At 67.5% G+C, this 18,787-nt stretch carries 17 protein-coding genes and 1 pseudogene; 14 read left to right on the forward strand and 4 right to left on the reverse strand.

From position 1 onward, the window contains the following. Window positions 1–95 precede the first annotated feature (95 nt). From E4L96_RS03270 to E4L96_RS03290, 6 genes are all read left to right on the forward strand, one after another. Window positions 96–1,277 (forward strand): aldose epimerase family protein, encoded by a 1,182-nt coding sequence (locus tag E4L96_RS03270; protein WP_135205800.1) that lies wholly within the window; start codon window positions 96–98, stop codon window positions 1,275–1,277. Window positions 1,278–1,353: 76 nt separating this feature from the next. After that, the gene (locus E4L96_RS03275; protein WP_135205801.1) at window positions 1,354–3,108 is read left to right on the forward strand and encodes a M4 family metallopeptidase; all 1,755 of its coding nucleotides are present in this window, start codon (window positions 1,354–1,356) and stop codon (window positions 3,106–3,108) included. Window positions 3,109–3,211: 103 nt separating this feature from the next. Continuing rightward, window positions 3,212–3,478 (forward strand): 2Fe-2S iron-sulfur cluster-binding protein, encoded by a 267-nt coding sequence (locus E4L96_RS03280; protein ID WP_135205813.1) that lies wholly within the window; start codon window positions 3,212–3,214, stop codon window positions 3,476–3,478. A gap of 184 nt (window positions 3,479–3,662) precedes the next feature. Further along, the gene (locus tag E4L96_RS03285) at window positions 3,663–4,094 is read left to right on the forward strand and encodes a hypothetical protein (protein WP_135205802.1); all 432 of its coding nucleotides are present in this window, start codon (window positions 3,663–3,665) and stop codon (window positions 4,092–4,094) included. A 98-nt stretch (window positions 4,095–4,192) separates the two neighbouring features. Next, on the forward strand, window positions 4,193–4,369 hold the full coding sequence (locus tag E4L96_RS23485; protein ID WP_167758587.1) for a hypothetical protein: 177 nt from the start codon (window positions 4,193–4,195) through the stop codon (window positions 4,367–4,369). Between the two features lie 90 nt (window positions 4,370–4,459). After that, window positions 4,460–4,651: a hypothetical protein gene (locus E4L96_RS03290; protein ID WP_135205803.1), complete on the forward strand. Its 192-nt coding sequence runs from the start codon at window positions 4,460–4,462 to the stop codon at window positions 4,649–4,651. An 18-nt stretch (window positions 4,652–4,669) separates the two neighbouring features. Here the strand turns inward: E4L96_RS03290 and E4L96_RS03295 are convergent, their stop codons facing one another. After that, complete coding sequence (locus E4L96_RS03295) at window positions 4,670–4,888, reverse strand: hypothetical protein (RefSeq protein ID WP_135205804.1); 219 nt, start codon at window positions 4,886–4,888, stop codon at window positions 4,670–4,672. A gap of 260 nt (window positions 4,889–5,148) precedes the next feature. Between E4L96_RS03295 and E4L96_RS24530 the strand changes: the two genes are divergently transcribed. Further along, window positions 5,149–5,283, forward strand: coding sequence for a hypothetical protein (locus E4L96_RS24530; RefSeq protein ID WP_267874308.1), 135 nt, complete (start codon window positions 5,149–5,151; stop codon window positions 5,281–5,283). Window positions 5,284–5,326: 43 nt separating this feature from the next. Here the strand turns inward: E4L96_RS24530 and E4L96_RS03300 are convergent, their stop codons facing one another. The 3 genes from E4L96_RS03300 to E4L96_RS03310 all read right to left on the reverse strand — a co-directional run bounded on the left by E4L96_RS03300 (window position 5,327) and on the right by E4L96_RS03310 (window position 9,449). Then, the gene (locus tag E4L96_RS03300) at window positions 5,327–5,512 is read right to left on the reverse strand and encodes a hypothetical protein (RefSeq protein WP_135205805.1); all 186 of its coding nucleotides are present in this window, start codon (window positions 5,510–5,512) and stop codon (window positions 5,327–5,329) included. A 175-nt stretch (window positions 5,513–5,687) separates the two neighbouring features. Beyond that, window positions 5,688–8,576, reverse strand: coding sequence for a bifunctional diguanylate cyclase/phosphodiesterase (locus E4L96_RS03305; RefSeq protein WP_135205806.1), 2,889 nt, complete (start codon window positions 8,574–8,576; stop codon window positions 5,688–5,690). An 87-nt stretch (window positions 8,577–8,663) separates the two neighbouring features. Beyond that, a complete protein-coding gene (locus E4L96_RS03310) occupies window positions 8,664–9,449 on the reverse strand; it encodes a fused MFS/spermidine synthase (RefSeq protein WP_135205807.1) in 786 nt (261 codons plus the stop codon). A gap of 96 nt (window positions 9,450–9,545) precedes the next feature. Here E4L96_RS03310 and E4L96_RS03315 point away from each other — a divergent pair, with 96 nt between their 5' ends. The 7 genes and pseudogenes from E4L96_RS03315 to E4L96_RS03345 form a co-directional block, all read left to right on the forward strand. Continuing rightward, a complete protein-coding gene (locus E4L96_RS03315; RefSeq protein ID WP_135205808.1) occupies window positions 9,546–9,821 on the forward strand; it encodes a hypothetical protein in 276 nt (91 codons plus the stop codon). A gap of 12 nt (window positions 9,822–9,833) precedes the next feature. Next, on the forward strand, window positions 9,834–11,003 hold the full coding sequence (locus E4L96_RS03320) for a GGDEF domain-containing protein (RefSeq protein WP_135205809.1): 1,170 nt from the start codon (window positions 9,834–9,836) through the stop codon (window positions 11,001–11,003). 85 nt (window positions 11,004–11,088) lie between these two features. Next, the gene (locus E4L96_RS03325; RefSeq protein ID WP_135205814.1) at window positions 11,089–12,540 is read left to right on the forward strand and encodes a Ppx/GppA phosphatase family protein; all 1,452 of its coding nucleotides are present in this window, start codon (window positions 11,089–11,091) and stop codon (window positions 12,538–12,540) included. A gap of 116 nt (window positions 12,541–12,656) precedes the next feature. Continuing rightward, a complete protein-coding gene (locus E4L96_RS03330; RefSeq protein ID WP_229414203.1) occupies window positions 12,657–13,472 on the forward strand; it encodes a substrate-binding periplasmic protein in 816 nt (271 codons plus the stop codon). Window positions 13,473–13,515: 43 nt separating this feature from the next. Further along, window positions 13,516–17,277, forward strand: a complete 3,762-nt coding sequence (locus tag E4L96_RS03335) for a response regulator (RefSeq protein ID WP_135205811.1) — start codon at window positions 13,516–13,518, stop codon at window positions 17,275–17,277. Continuing rightward, on the forward strand, window positions 17,277–18,386 hold the full coding sequence (locus E4L96_RS03340) for a response regulator (protein ID WP_135205812.1): 1,110 nt from the start codon (window positions 17,277–17,279) through the stop codon (window positions 18,384–18,386). The genes E4L96_RS03335 and E4L96_RS03340 overlap by 1 nt, the downstream gene beginning before the upstream one ends. A gap of 42 nt (window positions 18,387–18,428) precedes the next feature. Beyond that, window positions 18,429–18,787, forward strand: a pseudogene (locus tag E4L96_RS03345) (hypothetical protein); the annotation flags it as partial.

The following is an 18,787-nucleotide window of genomic DNA, read 5'->3' on the forward strand; positions in this document are numbered from 1 at the left end:
GCGCGGGCCAGCTTTCGGCGCAGCAGCTGCGCACCCCGGCGCCACGCACGGCGCCGTCCTGCTAGCATGAGCCGCCAATAGACGAGAGCCCGCTCATGACTTACCCGACCATCGAGAAAGCCCCGTTCGGCCGCGCGCCGGACGGCTCGGAAGTGTCCCTCTACACCCTGCGCAACGCGCACGGCGTGACGGTGAAGATCACCAACTTCGGCGGCATCATCACCGAGATCCAGGCGCCGGACCGGGACGGCAACAGCGCCAACATCACCCTGGGTTTCAAGGAGCTGGACCCGTACACGGACCGCTCGCCCTACTTCGGCGCGCTGATCGGCCGCTATGGCAACCGCATCGCGCGCGGGCACTTCACGCTGGATGGCGTCGACTACCGCCTCACCGTCAACAACGGCCCCAACCACCTGCACGGCGGCCAGCACGGTTTCGACAAGCTGGTCTGGGATTCGCGCCCCTCCGAAAAGCCGGGCGTGGCGGCGCTCAATCTGCACCTGCTGAGCAAGAACGGCAAGGAAGGCTACCCCGGCAACCTGGACGTCAAGGTCTGCTACGTGCTCACCAACGACAACGAGCTGCACATCCACTTCACCGCCACGACGGACGAAGCCACGCCCGTCAACCTGACCAACCACACTTATTTCAATCTGGCCGGCCGCGGCACCATCCTCGATCACGAGTTGATGATCTGCGCCGACCGCTACACGCCGGTGGACGAGAACCTGATTCCGACCGGCGAGCTGGCCCCGGTGGAAGGCACGCCATTCGACTTCCGCACCCCGCGCCGCATTGGCGAGCGGGTCGATGCGGACGATGCCCAGCTGCGCTACGCGGGCGGCTACGACCACAACTTCGTGCTGGGCCGGGCCGCCGCCTCGTCGTCGGCACAGCAAAGCCAGGCCGTCAGCTCCGCCGAACTGGACGGGCTGACCAAGGACTCGCTGCCGGATGAGCCAGGCACTGTGGCTTCCGCCGACCTGGACGGTCTCGGCGAACCCGGCCATGCGCCCCTGAAGCTGGTCGCCCGCGCCATCGAACCCACCAGTGGCCGCGTGCTGGAAGTCTACAGCCAGGAACCCGGTGTGCAGTTCTACAGCGGCAACTTCCTGGACGGCTCGCTCGGCTTCCCGTTCCGCGGCGGCTTCTGCCTGGAGCCGCAGCACTTCCCGGATTCGCCCAACAAGCCTCAGTTCCCCAGCACCATCCTGCGCCCCGGCGAGGTGTACAAGACAACGATGAAGTTCCGCTTCAGCGTCCTCGGCAGCTAAATTTTGCGATAGCGCAAGCTCCGGTCGCGTTTCTGGCGCGACATTGAGGTGGTCTACCCACCCCTCGGAGCGAACCATGAATGTCACACTTTCCCTGCTCGCAGCCGCCCTCGGCGCGGCTTTGGCCGGCCCCGCCCAGGCCGTCTCCCTGATGGCGCCGCCGTCCGTGGCCAAGACCCAGTTGGCCGGTCCGGTCGTCGCCCAGCTCACCAGCGAGCGCGCGACCCACGGCCTGGATGCCGACCACGGCTTCAAGATCGCCGTGCAGCACCCGGGTGTCGACGACACGCTGGTGATTCGCCTGCACCACACCTACAAGGGCGTGCGCGTATTCGGCTCCGAGTCGGTGGTGGTGGCCGCGCCGGACGGGCATGTGGTATCCGAATCCATCGCCGACCGGCGCTCCGGCCTGGGCAAGGGCAGCGCCAACGCGCTGGGCCTGGCGACGGCGGACTTCAGCGTCAAGCCGCGCCTGACGGCCAATGCCGCCGTCAGCGCCGTGACCAAAAAACTGGCCGTGACACCGCGCGCACAGGTCGCGCCGTCCTCGGCCGAGCTGATCATCTACCCGGAGATGCGCACCGTGCGCACCGCGGAAGCGGCCACCAAGGCGGACAGCGAACTGAATGCGCTGGATGTGGAGGAGCTGGTCGCGGGCTACCAGCTCGCCTGGCTGGTGCGCACCCGCCTCGTGGTCGGCACCAAGCCGCTGTACCGGGACACGGTGCTCAGCGCCCTGGATGGCCACGTGATCGCGGAGTGGAACGCGCTGCAGACCGAGGCCGGCGTCGGCCATAGCCAGTACAACGGGGACGTTCCCCTCAACACCAAGCTCGATGGCAAGACCTACAAGCTGATCGACCCGACCCGTGGCACCGGCGGCACCTATGGGGCCATCGCCGTCACCAATGCCAACCACAGCACCAAGTCCGGCGACGTGTACTCCAGCGCCACCAACACCTGGGGCGACGGCAAACAGTACATCTCCGGTGGCAGCACCACCAATGCCAACGGGCAGACGGCGGCGGTCAACGCCATGTGGGGCATGATGAACACCTACGACATGCTGAAGAACACCCTCGGCTGGCACTCGCTGGACGGCAAGGACACCGCCACCTTCATCGCCGCCCACGTCAGCACCGCCTACGACAACGCCTACTACGACGATTCCTGCCGCTGCATGTATATCGGCGATGGCTCGGTCTTCAACAGCCTGGGTTCCATTGACGTGATCGGGCACGAGATGTCGCATGGGGTGACGGCGGCGACCTCCAACCTGATCTACGCGGGCGAGTCGGGTGGCTTGAACGAGTCGAACTCCGACATCGGCGGGGAAGTGGTCGAAGCCTATGCACGGGCGGGTGGCACTGGCACCTCGATTCCGGCGTCGGGTAACGACTGGGTACTGGGCAAGGAGATCAGCAAGAACGCCACGCCGCTGCGCTGGATGTACAAGCCGTCCCTGGACCGCAGCAGCCCGGATGCCTGGAGCAGCATGCTCAAGTTCCTCGACGTGCACTACAGCTCGGGGCCGAACAACCGCATGTTCTACTTCCTGGCGCAAGGCTCGAATGGGGATCCGGCCAGCGAGATGTACAGCAAATACCTGAAAAAAGTGCCGGCGGCGATGACGGGCATCGGCCTGGAGAAGGCGTACCGGATCTGGTTCAAGGCCGCGACCACCAAGTTCACCAGCACCACCAATTACGCGGACGCGCGCAACAAGATGGTGGAGGCGGCGCAGGAGCTGTACGGCAAATCCAGCAAGGAAGCCACCGCCGTCACCCGCGCCTACGCCGCCATCAACGTCGGCGCGGACGTGGACGAGTAGGGCGGCGCGGCCGGACCTACGCGCCGCTCTTTGCGGTGGCCGGATCCGGCGCATGTCGCCTGGCCCGGCGGTGTCGCGGCGGGGCCCGCTACAATGGCGGGCCATGGCCACCTACCGCATCACCTTTGCCCGCTCGGGCGCGAGCATCGAGGCGCCGGACGACCTGCCGGTGCTGCTCGCGGCCGAGCGGGCAGGCTACGTCATGGCCAGCTCCTGCCGCAACGGCACCTGTCGCACCTGCCTGCGCCAGCTCTCCGCAGGCGCGGTTGGCTACCGCATCGAATGGCCCGGCCTCTCCGCCGACGAAAAGCGCGACGGCTGGTTCCTCCCCTGCGTCGCCTACCCCCGCTCCGACCTCACCATCGCCTGACCGCGCCGCAGCCGCGCGCACCGATGCCGGAGCCGCCACGCGGTCCGCACCTCAGGCACGCAGGCCGGCGCGGCTCGGAGGCCCCCGCATGGGCGCCGGATAACCTGGCAGGTAATTGGCCGCGCGCGCGCCCAGCGCGACACTGGCTCCATCGCGTCCCTCAACGACCTACAAGGAGCCCGCCATGAACGCCATCCGTCCCTCACTCTTCCTGCAACGTGCCCTGGCCCTCGATGCCGCCGGCAGCCTCGCGCTGGCTGCGCTGCAGCTGATCGTCCCCGCGCCGCTGGCCCGCACGTTCCAGCTGCCGGACGCGCTGCTGCTCGCCACCGGTGCCTTCCTGTGCGCCTATGCCGCGCTGCTGCTGTGGATGCGCCAGGCCGCCGTGGTGCCGGCATGGCTGGTCCGTCTGGTCATCGTGGGGAACGTGGGATGGGGCATCAGCTGCCTCGGCCTGCCGCTGCTCGGGGTGCTGCAGCCTGCCTTCTGGGGCTGGGACTATCTGATCTTTCAGGCCGGCGCGGTCCTGCTGTTCGCGGTGCTGGAAGCGAAGGGCCTGCAACAGTCGCAGCCCGCGGCGATCCGCGTGCCGGCCGCGGTCCCCGCGCACGATTGAAGCCCAGCGTACGGCGCCTCCGCAGCATGCATGCTAGTCTGCCTTCGAACAGCGCGGAATGGTCCGCGGTGCACTCACACGATCCAAAGGAGAGCATGATGGCACAGTCGAAATCAGGCGGCAGCCCGTCCAGCAAGCAGTCCACCACCGAAGCCGACGTCCAGGCTGGCGACAACAAGGCCAAGGACAAGAGCAGCCGCAATCACATGTCGACCACCAAGGCCGGCAAAGGGAAGGGCGCCGGCGGCGGCGCCAAGCAGAAGGAAGGCCGCTAGGGCTCGCCCCTGCAGGCATCGGCTCCAACCCCGGAGCCGATGCTGTTTCTGCCTTGTCTCATTCCCGCATCATCCATCCGAGTCCGACATATGAACCGACCCACACAGACCACCGGGGCGGCTTGGCACGCCCACTCGACGCCTGACCCCGAGATTCCATCCTCCGATCCGGAGATTCCGCCGCAGCCCGAGCGCAGCCCGGTGCCGGACGACGTGCCCCCGCCGGAGCACTCCCCGGTGCGCGAGCCCACGCCCCCGGGGGTGACGATCCGGGCGACCTAGGAGCCGCCCATGATCGCGTTATTGCTTGCTGCCCTCCTGCTGGCCGCCTTCCGCGCCGATGTTGCCGTCGGTGCCCTGGCCCGTGGCCGGTACGCTCCGTACGATCGCCTCGGTCTCCTTCTCACCCGGCGTCTTCTCGCCACTGCCGATGTCCGGTTCGTCCATCCAGGCCGGCGATCCGGCTTCGGCGCTATGACCATTCTGACTGCCGCCGTGCTGCTGCTTTTGCTGATTCATGCTGTGTGCTCCCTTGCTTGAGTATCGATAGACAGGTGAGCAAATCCTAGCAGTGGCAATTGCGCCACGGCGCGCGCCTTGGGAATAGGGTTTTCGCCGTCTGCGCGTTGCTTAACGGACACAAACGTTGCTATTTGTGCTGACGGTCACACAAAACGGTCATATTCCGTTTTTATAATGATTCGCATCGCAGCACCGCATTGACGCACATTCCGTGCGGCGGGCACGCGGCGACACTTATCCACTCGGGGACAAGCATCATGGGCACCTCGCTCCACAACAAGATTTATCTCGGCCGCACGTCCGCGTTCACCAACCGCAAGGTGCAAGGCGCGCTGGCGCTGGCCGCCTGCGTCCTGGTGGCGCTCGGCTGGCTGGCGGTCCGGAACCACTGACGCACCAGGCATCGGCGGCGTCCGGCCGGGGGAAGGGTTGCGGTCAGGACGTCCGGCGGCGGTGCGGGTAGCACAGCGTGCGCACGGCGACGTCCGGCGCCACATTCATCGCGGCGAGGAACTCGGCCGCCCGGCGCAGGCCGACTTTCGGCAAAGCGGCGATCGCCTGGTCGACGATGTCGCGGGTATGGTGATCGGTGCGGGGATGAGCGGCGCGGCTGATATGCATGATATTCCGTCAGCGTGGGTTTTGTTATCTCACGGATGATAACGAAAAATCACGCGCCGATGTCGTATTGATCACGTTTTACATCCCGGCGATGCAAAAATGATACGGCCTGCGCTACGCGCGGGCTTTTTTTCATCTGTAGTGCGGATATGAGCGGGACGGCCTGGGCCTGCACTCAGGCCGTTTCTTCATCGAGCTCCGGCGCAGCCAGCGCCAGCGCGGTGCGGGCCCGCAGCAGCGCCGCGAACTCGTCCGCCGGCAGCGGCTTGCTGAAGTAGAAGCCCTGCATCTCGTCGCAGCCATGGCGGCGCAGGTAGTCCAGCTGCCCCGCCGATTCCACCCCCTCCGCAATCACGGACAGCTTGAGGTTGTGCGCCAGCGTGATAATTGAGGCCACGATGGCCGCATCGCTCGCATCGCGGTCGATGTCGTTGACGAACGAGCGGTCGATCTTCAGCACGTCGATCGGGAAGCGCGACAGGTACGACAGGCTCGAATACCCGGTACCGAAATCGTCGATCGACAGCTTGATGCCCAGCGCCTTCATCCCGTGCAGCACATCCACGGCCTGCGCGATGTCGCTCATGAACAGGCTCTCGGTCAGCTCGATCTCCAGGTACTCCGGCGGCAGCCCGGTATCGGCCAGCACGCGCTCGATGTCCGCCACCAGGTCGGGCGAGGCGAACTGGCGCGCCGACAGGTTCACCGCGACGCGCAGCTGCCCCAGCCCCGCATCCTGCCAAGCCTTGTTCTGCTGGGCGGCGGTGCGCATCACCCAGGCGCCGATCGGCGCGATCAGGCCTGTGTCTTCCGCCACGCCGATGAAGCGGCCCGGCGGCACCATGCCCAGCTCCGGGTGCTTCCAGCGCAGCAGCGCTTCCATGCCCACGATCTCGCCGGTGGCCAGGTCGACCTGTGGCTGGTAGTGCAGCACGAATTCGCCGCGGTCCAGCGCCTTGCGCAGCGCGCCTTCGATGCGGACGCGCTCCTGCGCCTCGTCGTTCATGGCCGGGGTATAGAACTGGAAGTTGTTGCGGCCCAGTTTCTTGGCGCGGTACATGGCGATGTCCGCGTGCTCGATCAGCGCGTCCGCCGGGGCGCCGTCGGTCGGGTAGACCGCCACGCCGATCGAGGCGGTCACCGAGAACTCCTTCGTTCCCAGCATCACCGGCTGGGCCACGGAGTCCATCAGGCGCTGCACGATCTCCGGCGTCAGGCGCTCCTCGCCATGGCCGGTCAGGATCACCACGAATTCGTCGCCGGACAGGCGCGCCACGGTGTCGGTCTCGCGCAGGGCGCCGTGCAGGCGCGCGGCCACCGTCACCAGCAGCACGTCGCCGGCCTTGTGGCCCATCGAGTCGTTCACGAACTTGAAGCGGTCCAGGTCAATCAGCATCACCCAGATCGGCTGGCCGCTGCGCTCCGAGTAGGCGATGGCCTGCGACAGGCGGTCCTGCAGCAGGCTGCGGTTCGGCAGGCCGGTGAGCACGTCGTGCTGTGCCACGTGGTGGATGCGCTGCTCGGTGGCCTTGCGCGCCGTGATGTCGCTGCCGGTGCCGCGGTAGCCCATGAAGCGGTTCAGCTCATCGAACAGCGGCTCGCCGCTGATGCAGAACCAGCGCTCGGTACCGTTGTCGTCGCGGACCACGTATTCGAAATTGGCGAACGACTGGTGCGCCTCCAGCAGCAGCTTGTGGGTGCGGCCGGAGTCGGAGTCGAGGAAGCCGGGCGCCGCTTCCCAGCGCGTCTTGCCCAGGTAGCGCGCGCTATCGACGCCACCCTTGGTGGCCACGTCCGAACTCACGTAGGTGAAGCGCAGCTCTTCGTCCTGTTCCCAGTACCAGTCGGTGGACATGGTCACCAGCTGGCGGAAGCGCTGCTCGGATTCCTGCAGCGCCTTTTCGGTGCGCTTGCGCGCGATGACGTCTTCGATCAGCGCTTCGTTGGAGCGCTTCAGGTCCACGGTGCGCTCGGCCACCAGGGCCTGCACCCGGCGCGAGCGGCGCACGGTGGCCTGCACGTAGACCGTCAGCAGCAGGGTGAGAAGCACGCCGCCGACCAGCGTGGACAGCGAGCCGGTATGGTTGTCGAGGAAGGGCGTCGGCGCCTGGCGCACCACCACGTGCCAGGGCTGCCCGGCGACGTCGATGTGGCCTGCCATCGCCACCGGATCGGGCGCGTGCAGCAGGGCGGCCAGCTGGGTGCCGGCACGGTCCAGCGGGCCGGGTTGCGCGGCGGGGCCGCCGTTGTAGACCAGCGTGGCCGGGTCAGGCTCGCGGCTGGCGTAGACGTCCACCATCACGCCGCGCTCCGTCAGCAGGTTGGCGTCGGCCAGGATGCGCTGCACCAGGCCGTGCGGCCGCATGATGGCGGCCGTGTCCCCGAGCAGGGCGGCGCGGCGCTGGTCCAGCGTCTCCAGTGGGGCGCCGCGCTTGTACACAGCCATCAGCACCTCGAACCCGTGATGCTGGCCGCCATGGTCCTGGGCCAGCGTGAGCAGCCCGGTGGCCGCGGGCTTGCCGGAGGCGACCGACGCCGCCAGCGCCGCCGCGACCCGGCTGTTCGGCGACACGTTCAGGCCAAACGCGGGCTCGTTGCCGGCCAGCGGCTCGAGGTAATCGACGATGTTGTACTGGGACCGGGCGGGCGCCACTTCCAGGCGGCCGTTGCGCATCTCGCGCAGCACGGTCCCGGGGACGGCCTGGCGCAGCTGGGCCTCGATGGCCGCGCGCTGCTCGCCAGGCACCACGCGGTGGAAATTAAAGGCCGAAATGAAGGGGTAGCGCTCCAGCAGCGGAACCGTGAAATCGTGGAACTGCTGGCGGGTGACCGGCTGGACGGACGCGAACAGCTGGTTCGTGACCGTCACCACCTCGACTGCCTGCTGCAGGCCATGCTGCACCGCAGCCACGCGCACGTTCGCGCGCTGGGAAAAGTTCAGGGCCGTGCGCTCATATTCGAGGCGGGCGACGGCGCCAAACAGCATCACCGTGGCGACCAGACCACCGCCGAGCGCGCAGGCGGCCGCGAGGGACAGCGAGGACTTGGAGGGGCCAGCAGGCATACGTGTCTGTGAAACGAAAAATGAACTCGGGCAAGTTTGTCACAGATTCTCTACAAATCGAAGAGAAATCGAGTGCCGCGTGGTGCTTCAGGGTGATTTTTGTTGCCTTGCGGCACGCCTGAGCGTCCAGAGTAGGGTGCGGACCAGCCAGCGGTTCAGAAAACCGGCGCCCAGGCCGGCGCGCCTGGCGACCCGGGCCTGCGTCCGCGCCGCGGGCGTGAGCGGCTGGCCGGGGCTGGCCTTCACCGCGAACAGGATCCGGTTGTTGCCCGACACCTTGTCAAACCAGCACACCCGGTCCGCGAACATCAGCGTCAGGCGCGCCAGGACGTGGCGGTAGGCCGGGTCATACGAGAAGATATTCAGCACCAGCACGCCGCCTTCGGCCAGCAGCTTGCGGCAGGCGCCCAGGAAGCGCGCGCTGCCCAGCGGGGCGTGCATGCTCAAGGCGTCGAAGCCGTCGACCAGGATCACGTCGGCCGGTTCGCGGCTGGCCGCCAGGTATTCCACCGCGTCCGCATGGATCACCCGCAGCCGCGCGTCATCCTCCGGCACCGCGAACTCGTGCCGCAGGGCGATCACGTCGGCGCGCACCTCCAGCACGGTGATGCGCGCCTGCGGCATCCAGCGGTGGCAGAACTTGACCAGGGAGCCGCCCCCCAGGCCGACCATCACGATGTGCCGCGGGCGCGGCACGAACAGGGCAAACAGCATCATCGCCCGCGTGTAGGCCAGCACCAGGCGGTCCGGCGCGCGCAAGTCCATTTCACTCTGCACGCTGCCTTCCGCGAATTCCAGGGTGCGCCGGTGGCCGTGCGTACGCACCAGCGGCGCGGCCGGGGAGGGAGAGGCGGGGGCGGTCGGGTGGCTCATGGTGTCTGGCGCCCCAGTATAAACGGCCCCTCGTCTTGTTGCCGTCCAGCTCTTTCTGATAAGCTCCACCGCAGCCTAACTCCGGCCGGAGATACCATGTTCCTCGACCACCCGTCCATCACCGCCACCAACAGCGCGACCGAGCCAGACCGCATCGAGCGGCTGCAGCGCGTGTATGGCTACGTGATGGCGCTGGCCGATGCCGCCGGACTCGAGACCTTCATCGAGAAGGTGGTGCAGCTGCACGACCACAAGGGCACCCTGATCGTGTTCTGGCACACGGCGCCCAGCGAGCAGGAAAAAGCCTTCTTCACCCAGGCGTGGGGCAGCAAGGTGGGCGACGGCAGCAGCAACGTCGAACACGAAGTCTGACCGCCGGCCCGCATGGACCTCAAGACCATCCTCTTCGCCCTCGCGCTGGGCAACCTGACCCTGTGCGCGGCGCTGTTCTTCCACCAGCACGGCAAGGCGACCGCCGCGGCCCTCGCGACCTGGACCCGTGGCCGCCAGCTGCAGGCCGCGGCCTGGCTGGTGCTGTGCTTCCACGGCAGCGGCGTGCTGCCGCCGCTGGCCACCGGCATCGCGGGCTACGCGCTGCTGTTCGGCGGCTTGGGCCTGGAATCCGGCGCGTTCTGGGAGACGGCCGGGAAGGACCACTGGCGTTCGCGCATGGTGCCCGCCATCGTGCTGGCCATCCTCCTGTACGGCGCGGCCTACGTGGTCGACGAACCGGGCGTGCGCCTGCTGGCGGGGGCGCTGGCCACCGGAGCGTTCTATATGTCGGTGGCCGCGGCGCTGGCAGCCGGCTGGAAGAACGCCGTCATGCTGCGCCGCGCGCTGGCCGTGACGACGGCGGTGCTGGCGGTGCTGGTGGCCGTGCGCGGCGTACTGGCTGTCGCCATGCCGCTGGGCTGGGGCGGACTGTCGCTGGCCGTGGTGCAGTACCTCGCCAGCGCCTCGCTGTATCTGCTGATGCTGATAACGGGCTTCGGCTTCCTGCTGCTGGAGCGCGAGCGCCAGGTGCGCGAACTGGAACGGGTGGCGGTGCTGGATACGCTGCTCGATGTGCCCAACCGGCGCGGCTTCTTTGCGGCGCTGGCGCCGTGGATGGCGCTGGCCCGCCGCCCGGGTGTGCCGACCGCGCTGGTGGTGTTCGACGTCGATAACTTCAAGCGCATCAACGACGACTACGGCCACCCGGCCGGGGACGTGGTCCTGCGGGCCATCGTGGACATGTGCCGCAAGCAGCTGCGCGACAGTGACCAGATCGGGCGCCTGGTGGGCGTGGAGTTCGCGCTGCTGCTACCGCGTACCGAGTTGCAGCATGCGCTGACGGTGGCGGAGCGCATCCGCGCCTGCATCGAGGTGACGCCGATCAAGACCGGCCGCGCGCTGGTCAACATGACGGTCAGCATGGGCGTCACCACCATCCGCGCCGACGACAGCACCGTGAGCTTGTTCAAGCGCGTCGACGAAGCGCTGCAGACGGCCAAGATGGCGGGCCGCAACCGCATCGCCGAAGCTGCACCACCGATCCCCGCCGCGACCCCCTAGGCCTGTCATCGGGACGTCATGTTCACCCCGTACTGTGCTAATTTTCAGCACATGACCCACCATGACCGAATCGACCGGAGGCACGATGTTCGCCGCCGTTGACCTGGGCTCGAACAGCTTCCGCTTCGCGGTCGGCAAATACGACGGCGACGAGATCAAGGTCCTCAAGAGCGCGCGCGAACCGATCCGCCTCGCCGCGGGGCTGGACCCCAGCGGCAACCTGACTCCCGCCGCCCAGCAGGCCGCGCTCGACTGCCTGCGCAGCTTCCGCCAGCAGCTCGCCGCCTACCAGCTGGACGCCGTGCGCGTGGTCGCCACCTCCGCCCTGCGCCAGGCCCGCAACGCCGCCGCCTTCCTGCCGCTGGCCGAGGAAGCGATGGGCGCGCCGATCGAGATCATCTCCGGCGAGGAGGAGGGCCGCCTGATCTACATGGGCGTGGCCAATGCCTTGTCCGCGGGTGAGCGGCGGCTGGTGGTGGACATCGGCGGCGGCTCTACCGAACTGATATTGGGCCGTGGCCTCGATATCGAGCGCGTGGAGTCGTTCTCGGTCGGCACGGTCAAGCAAAGCCTGTCCTTCTTCGTCGGCGGCCGGGTGGACGCGGTGTCCTTCGACGCCGCCATCCTGTCCGCGCGCTCGCATTTCGAAGACGCCGCCCCGGCCTACACCCCGCAGAACTGGAAGAACGCCTACGGTTCCTCCGGCACCATCCGCGCGCTGGCCGAGATCATCGCCCGCAACAAGCTCGGGGACGGCAGGCTGTCCCTCAAGAGCCTGGAGGCGCTCAAGGACCGCTTCATCGCCTTCGGCCACGTGGGCCGCGCCGAGCTGCCCGGCCTGCGTCCGGACCGCGCGGGCACCCTGGTCGGCGGCCTGGCGATCCTGATTGGCGTGGTGGCGGAACTGGGCATCGAAGTCCTCAACCCCATTGAGGCCGGCCTGCGCCTGGGCGTGATGTGGGACCTGTACCACCGCTCCCAGCACCGCGACCGGCGCGACGATTCGGCCCGCACCCTGGCTGGGAAATTCCATGTCGATCCGCAGCGCGCCCAGAACGTGGCGGCCATCGCCGACACCCTGTTCACCCAGCTGAAGCCCGCCTCCGAGAATTACCGCCAGCTGCTCGGCTGGTCCGGTCTCCTGCACGAAACGGGAATGGCCGTCTCGCAAACGGGCTACCACAAGCACGCCGCCTACCTGGTCGAAAACGCCGACCTGCCGGGCTTCACCACCCGTGAGCAGAAACTGATGGGCCGCCTGGTGCTGGCCCAGAAGGGCAACCTGCGCAAGGTGGACGAGCACCTGGTGGACACCGATTTCGCCAAGGCCGTACTGGCGCTGCGCCTCGCCATCCTGCTCATGCACGCCAAGGTCGGCGCCGAGGCGGTGCCGCGCCTGCGCATGAAGAGCCGCATCGAGATCGAAGTCCAGCGCGACATCCTGGCCGGCCACCCGACCCTCAGCTACTGGCTCGAAAAGGAGCAGGAGTGGTGGGACGAGGTGGGCGTGGACTTCGGTGTCAAAACGTCAGCGTAGGGCGCCCGCCACTGCCGCGCCAACATATTTGTTCCCATTCCCCAAGGACTTCCCTAAACTTACGGCTATAAGATAAGGGATGGTCCATGCTGGGACGTGTTTGTCGTATTCGTACGTTGCGTACATACACCGCGCGCATTGGCGCGCTGGCGCTGCTCGCCCTCGGGCTGGCCCGGCCCGTGTCGGCGGCCGTGGCGGATCCCGCCACCTCGTCCACGTCCAGGTCGCGCGACGTCATCACGCTGTGCTTCGAGCGGCAGGAAGTGCTCCCCTGGCGCACCCTGGACCGCGGCGGCCTGAATTTCGAACTCCTCAACCAGGTCGCCACACGCCTGGGCATCACCTTCGAATACGAGAGCATGCCGTGGAAGCGCTGCCTCGCGCAGCTGCAGGCCAACGAGGTCGGTGGCGCCTTCGCCGTCAGCTTTTCTAAGGACCGGATGCACATTGGTGCTTACCCCGGCGGCGACGCGCCCGACCTCTCCAAGCGCATGCACGTGGACCGTTACTTCCTCATCCGCCGCAAGGGCAGCAAGCTGGATTGGGACGGCAAGACCTTCCGCAACCTGGATGGCGCCATTGGCGTGCAGCTCGGGTACTCGGTCGGCGAATTCCTGCGCGGCCAGCGGGTGGCGGTCGACGAAGGCAGCCAGCGCGCCAGCGAACTGGCGCAAAAGCTCCTGGCCGGGCGCCTGGCCGGTGCCGCCGTCGGCGGTGGCGACGCGATGGTGCTGATGCACTCGACGCTCTCGCCGCAGCTGGAGCTGGTCAACACCCCGCTGATCGAAAAGCCCTACTACCTGATCCTGTCGCACGCGCTGGTGAACGCCAACCCGCAACTCGCGGAGAAAATCTGGAAGGCGGTGGAAGAGGTGCGCAACAGCCCGGGCTACCGCAAGCTGGAACGCGACACCGTGGGAGGCCGCCATTAAGACCCTGTTCCGGCGCGCCGCCCGCACGTGGCGCAACAATCTGGTGTTTCGCCTGTCCGCGGGCATCGTGCTGGCGGTCGCCCTGTCCACCGGCGTGTACACCACCTACCTGATGCAGTCCGCGCGGGTGGAAGCCAACCAGAAGCTGCAGGAACGCGTCGAGCGCTACGCCGCCGTGCTGTCCCAGGCGCTGGCCCGGCCGCTCTTCGACATCAACAGCGCCGCCGTCTCGTCGGTGGTCGACGCCCTCGGCGCCACCCCTGAAGTGGTGGGCCTGCGCGTGCTCTCGCCGACCGGCAGCGTGCTCGCCTCGCTCGGTGGCGTGGACCGCGACCCGGCCACCGCGGTGCTGGTGCACCGCTCGATCGGCTACACCGACGGCAACCGCACCTACCCGGTCGGCTCCATCGAGCTGGCCTACTCGCGCCAGCAGATCGACCGCGACCTGCGCCGCCAGATCCTCGAAACGGCCGCCGCCAACCTGCTGCTGACGGTGGTGATCCTGGTCTGTATCTTCTTCGTCGCGCGCCGCATTGCCGGCCCGTTCGGCGACATCCAGCGCTCGCTCGAACGGCTGGCGCAGGGCGAGACCGACATCGAACTGTCCGGCATCGGGCGGCGCGACCAGATCGGCCGCCTTTCCGTGGCCGTCAAGAGCTTCCGCGACACTCTCACGCGCCTGCGCGAGGCGGAGCAAGTGGGCAATGCGCTGCTGGATGAGAAGAGCCGCATGGTGGACCGCCTGAACGCGATCTTCGAGGGCAGCCAGGATGCGCTGATGCTGCTGACCGAGGAAGGCTATTTCGACTGCAACCGCCACACCCTCACCATGTTCGGCATGCCGGGCAAGGAAGCCTTCATCAAATGCCACCCGTCGACGCTGTCGCCGCCGCTGCAGGCGGACGGCCAGGACTCGCACACCGCCGCCAATGAGCGCATCCGCCAGGCGCTGGAGCGCGGGCAGGCCCGCTTCGAATGGGTGCACCGCCGCGCCGACGGGTCGGACTTCCCGGCCGAGGTGCTGCTGTCCGCCTTCGACTACGGCGGCCGCCAGGTGCTGCAGGCCACGGTGCGCGACATTACCGCACGCAAGGCCATCGAGCAGCAGCTGCGGGAACTGAACGAGGACCTGGAGCAGAAGATCGAGGCCCGCACCGAGGAGCTGACCCGCTCGATCCGCATCGCGCGCCACACGCAATCGAAGCTGCAGGCCATCGTCGATACGGCCTTGGACGCGGTGGTGCGGATGGACCGCCACGGCCGCATCGTGGGCTGGAACCGGCAAGCGGAAAAGATCTTCAACTGGAGCCGCGAGGAGGCCATCGGCCAGCCGCTGGACCAGACCATCATCCCGCAGCGCTACCGCGAGGCGCACCGCCACGGCATGCACCGCTTCCTGGAAAGCGGCAGCGGCGCGGTGCTGGACACCCGGATCGAGATCTATGCCCTGCGCCGCGACGGCAGCGAATTCCCGATCGAGCTCTCGATCACCCAGGTGCGCATGGACGACACGGGCGACTACGAGTTCTGCTCCTTCATCCGCGACATTTCCGAGCGCCGCGAGCGTGAACAGTCGCTGATGGCGGCCAACGTGCGCGCGGAGGCGGCCAACGTCGCCAAGTCCGAGTTCCTGGCCAACATGAGCCATGAGATCCGCACCCCGATGAGCGCCATCATCGGCATGGCCTACCTGGCGCTGCGCACGGAGCTCAACCCCAAGCAGCACGACTACGTCGGCAAGATCCACCGCGCGGCCCTGTCCCTGCTGGGAATCATCAACGATATCCTCGACTTCTCCAAGATCGAGGCAGGCAAGCTGGATGTGGAGGAGATCCCGTTCTTCCTGGACGACGTGCTCTCCAACGTCGCCAGCGTCACCAGCCAGAAGGCGGCGGACAAGCAGCTCGAATACCTGTTCCACGTGCCGCATACGATCCCGCGCCACCTGGTGGGCGATCCGCTGCGCCTGGGGCAGGTGCTGATCAATCTCGTAAACAATGCGGTCAAGTTCACCAACGACGGCGAACTGGAACTGTCGTGCACCCGCATCCCGTGCGAGACCAGCGGCAAGGTGCGCCTGCGCTTTGCGGTGCGCGACACCGGCATCGGCATGAGCGCCGAACAGAAGGCCAAGCTGTTCCGCGCCTTCAGCCAGGCCAACGGCTCCACCACCCGCGAGTACGGCGGCACGGGCCTGGGCCTGTCGATCTCGCAGCAGCTGGTGCACCTGATGGGCGGCAGCATCGAGGTGCAGACCGCGCCCAACAAGGGTTCGACCTTTGCGTTCGAACTGGAATTTGCGCTCTCCGGCCTGCCCGAGCGGGTGACGGTGATGCCCGCTGCGCTGAACGGCGCGCGCATCCTGCTGGTGGACGACAGCCCGATCGCGCTCGATATCCTGGTGGAGGCGCTGCAGGCGCTCCCGCTGCGCGTGGACACCGCGCCGTCCGGCCACGACGCCGAGCAGCTGGTGCGCGCGGCCGATGCGGCGGGCGACCCGTACAAGGTGGTGCTGACCGATTGGCAGATGATGGGCATGGACGGCATCGAACTGGCGCAGCGCATCACGCGCCCGGGCGTGGCCGGCACGCCGCCCAAGGTGATCCTGGCCACCGCCTTCGGCCGCGAGGAAGTGCAGGCCGAGGCCGAGCGCGCCGGGGTGGACGGCTTCCTGTTCAAGCCCATTGGCCAGTCGATGCTGGTCGATACCCTGGTCTCGATGTTCTCGCCCGCGCTGCCCGCGCCGAGCGAGGACGGCCCGCAGGCGCCGCGCGACTACGCGGTGCGTGTCCTGCTGGTGGAGGACAACCAGGTCAACCAGCAGATCGCGGTCGAGCTGATGGCGGTGCAGGGCATCTCGGTGGACATCGCCAGCACCGGCCACCAGGCGCTGGAAAAGCTGATGCTGGCCGGGCCGGATGGCTATGGCCTGGTCCTGATGGACCTGGAAATGCCGCAGCTGGACGGGCACGAGGCCACCATCGAGCTGCGCAAGGATGCGCGCTTCGACAAGGTGCCGGTGATCGCGATGACCGCGCACGCGCTCTCGGAAATCCGCGAGCGCTGCCTGCGCGAGGGCATGCAGGACTACATCACCAAGCCGGTCGACCCGGAAAAGCTGTACAGCACCCTGGCGCGCTGGCTGGGCCACGCCATGCCGCAGCGCGTGGCGCCGGTGCGCGAGCCGGCCGCGATTCCGGGCCTGACCGGCATCGACTCCGCGCTTGGCCTGCGCCATGTGGCGGGCAACACGGAGCTCTACCTGCAGCTGCTGGACCGCTTCCGCGCGTCGCAGCGCAACACGGCGGTGGAGCTGAAGGCCGACTTCGAGGCGGGCCGTTACGATGACGTGAGCAAGCGCGCCCACACCCTGCGCGGCGTGGCCGGGAACATCGGTGCGCGCGACCTGCAGGTGGTGGCGCAGTCGGTCGAGGAATCGATGCAGCTGCCGAACCCCGAGGTGGCGCGCCTGGCCCACCGCATCGCCACCCTGGAAGGCGCACTCGATGCGGTGCTGGCGGCGCTGGACCGCTACTTCGCGGCATCCGCTGCCGACGCCATCGCGGCCATCGTGCCGCTGGAGCCGGGCGAGTCGCCGCAGGCCGCGCTCGAGCACCTGCAGCAGCTGCTCGCCGAATTCTCCGGCGAGACCACGGACTACTTTGACAGCGTGCGCAAGCGCCTTGCCACGCTCGTCGACGCGACCACACTGGAACGTGTGGCGGGCCATTTGGCCAAATATGAATTCGAGGAGGCACGCGGGCTGCTCGCCGCCGCCATCCCGACGGAAACCATGGAAATCTGATGAGCGCCCAGCCCAAACCGAAGCAGACGATTTTGATTGTCGACGACACACCCGACAACATCATGCTGCTTTCGCGCCTGCTGAAGGAGAAGTACAACACCAAGGTGGCCACCAACGGCGCCACGGCCCTGCAGATCGCCACCTCCACGCCGGAGCTGGACCTGATCCTGCTCGATGTGATGATGCCGGGGATGGATGGCTACGAGACCTGCCGCGCGCTCAAGGCCAATCCGGCCACGGCGGACATCCCGGTGATCTTCCTGACCGCGAAAAGCCAGGTCGAGGACGAGGCCATGGGGCTGACCCTGGGCGCGGTCGATTATCTCACCAAGCCGATCTCGCCACCGATCCTGTTTGCGCGCGTGGCCACCCAGCTCACGCTGCGCCGCGCGCGCCAGCAGCTGGAGGAGCAGAACGAAAACCTGGAGCGCATCGTGGCCGAGCGCACCCGCCAGCTCTCGCTGATGCAGGATGCGACCATCATGGCGATGGCCTCGATGGCCGAGACGCGTGACAACGAGACAGGCAACCATATCCGCCGCACCCAGAACTACGTGAAGGCGCTGGCGGAGAGTTTGCGCCAGCATCCGCGTTTTCACGAGTCCTTGAGCGACGAGGCGATCGAGCTGCTGTACAAATCGGCGCCGCTGCACGATATCGGCAAGGTCGGCATCCCGGACCGGATCCTGCTCAAGCCCGGCAAGCTGGATCGGGACGAGTTCGAGATCATGAAGCTGCATGCGGTGTACGGGCGCGATACCATCATGCTGGTCGAGAAGCACCTGGGCGGGTCCAACAGCTTCCTCATGTACGCGCGCGAGATCGCGCATTCGCACCAGGAGAAGTGGGACGGCTCGGGCTATCCGCAGAACCTGGTCGGCGACGAGATTCCGCTGTCGGCGCGGCTGATGGCGGTGGCGGACGTGTATGACGCCCTGATCTCCGAGCGCGTCTACAAGCCCGCCTTTTCGCACCAGGACGCGCTGGACATCATGAAGAAGGGCAGGGGGACGCACTTCGACCCGGATATTCTCGACGCCTTCATCGAGATCGAGCAGCGCTTTGCAGCCATTGCCGCGGAGTTCCGGGACGAGGAAGAAATCGAATAAATCGTTATACTGTTTCAATTATTCGATTGCTAAGGAGTTTCCATGGCGAAGACCAGTTCCGCCGCCGGTGCCAAGGCCGGCAAGTCCGCCAAGGCCGCAAAGCCGGCCAAGTCCGCCGCGTCCAAGTCCGCAGCCAAGTCCGCAGCCAAGCCCGTAGGCGCCCGCGACAAAGTCGCCGAGAAGCTGGCCGATCGCCCGGCAGAGAAGGCGCCGCGCGTGGGCAAGGGTGCTGCCGCCGGCCTGGCCCCGGCCACCGCGTCCTCGACCACTGCGCCTGCTGCCGCCAAGTCCGCTGGCACCGCGTCCGCCGCTGCCAGATCCTCTGCCGCCAAGTCCGCTGCAGGCAAGTCCGCTGCAAAACCTGCGGCCGCCAAGCCTGCTGCCGCCCCAGCGCCCGGTAC

The sequence above is a fragment of the Zemynaea arenosa genome, from assembly GCF_004614185.1.
Classification (GTDB): Bacteria; Pseudomonadota; Gammaproteobacteria; order Burkholderiales; family Burkholderiaceae_D; genus Telluria; species Telluria arenosa.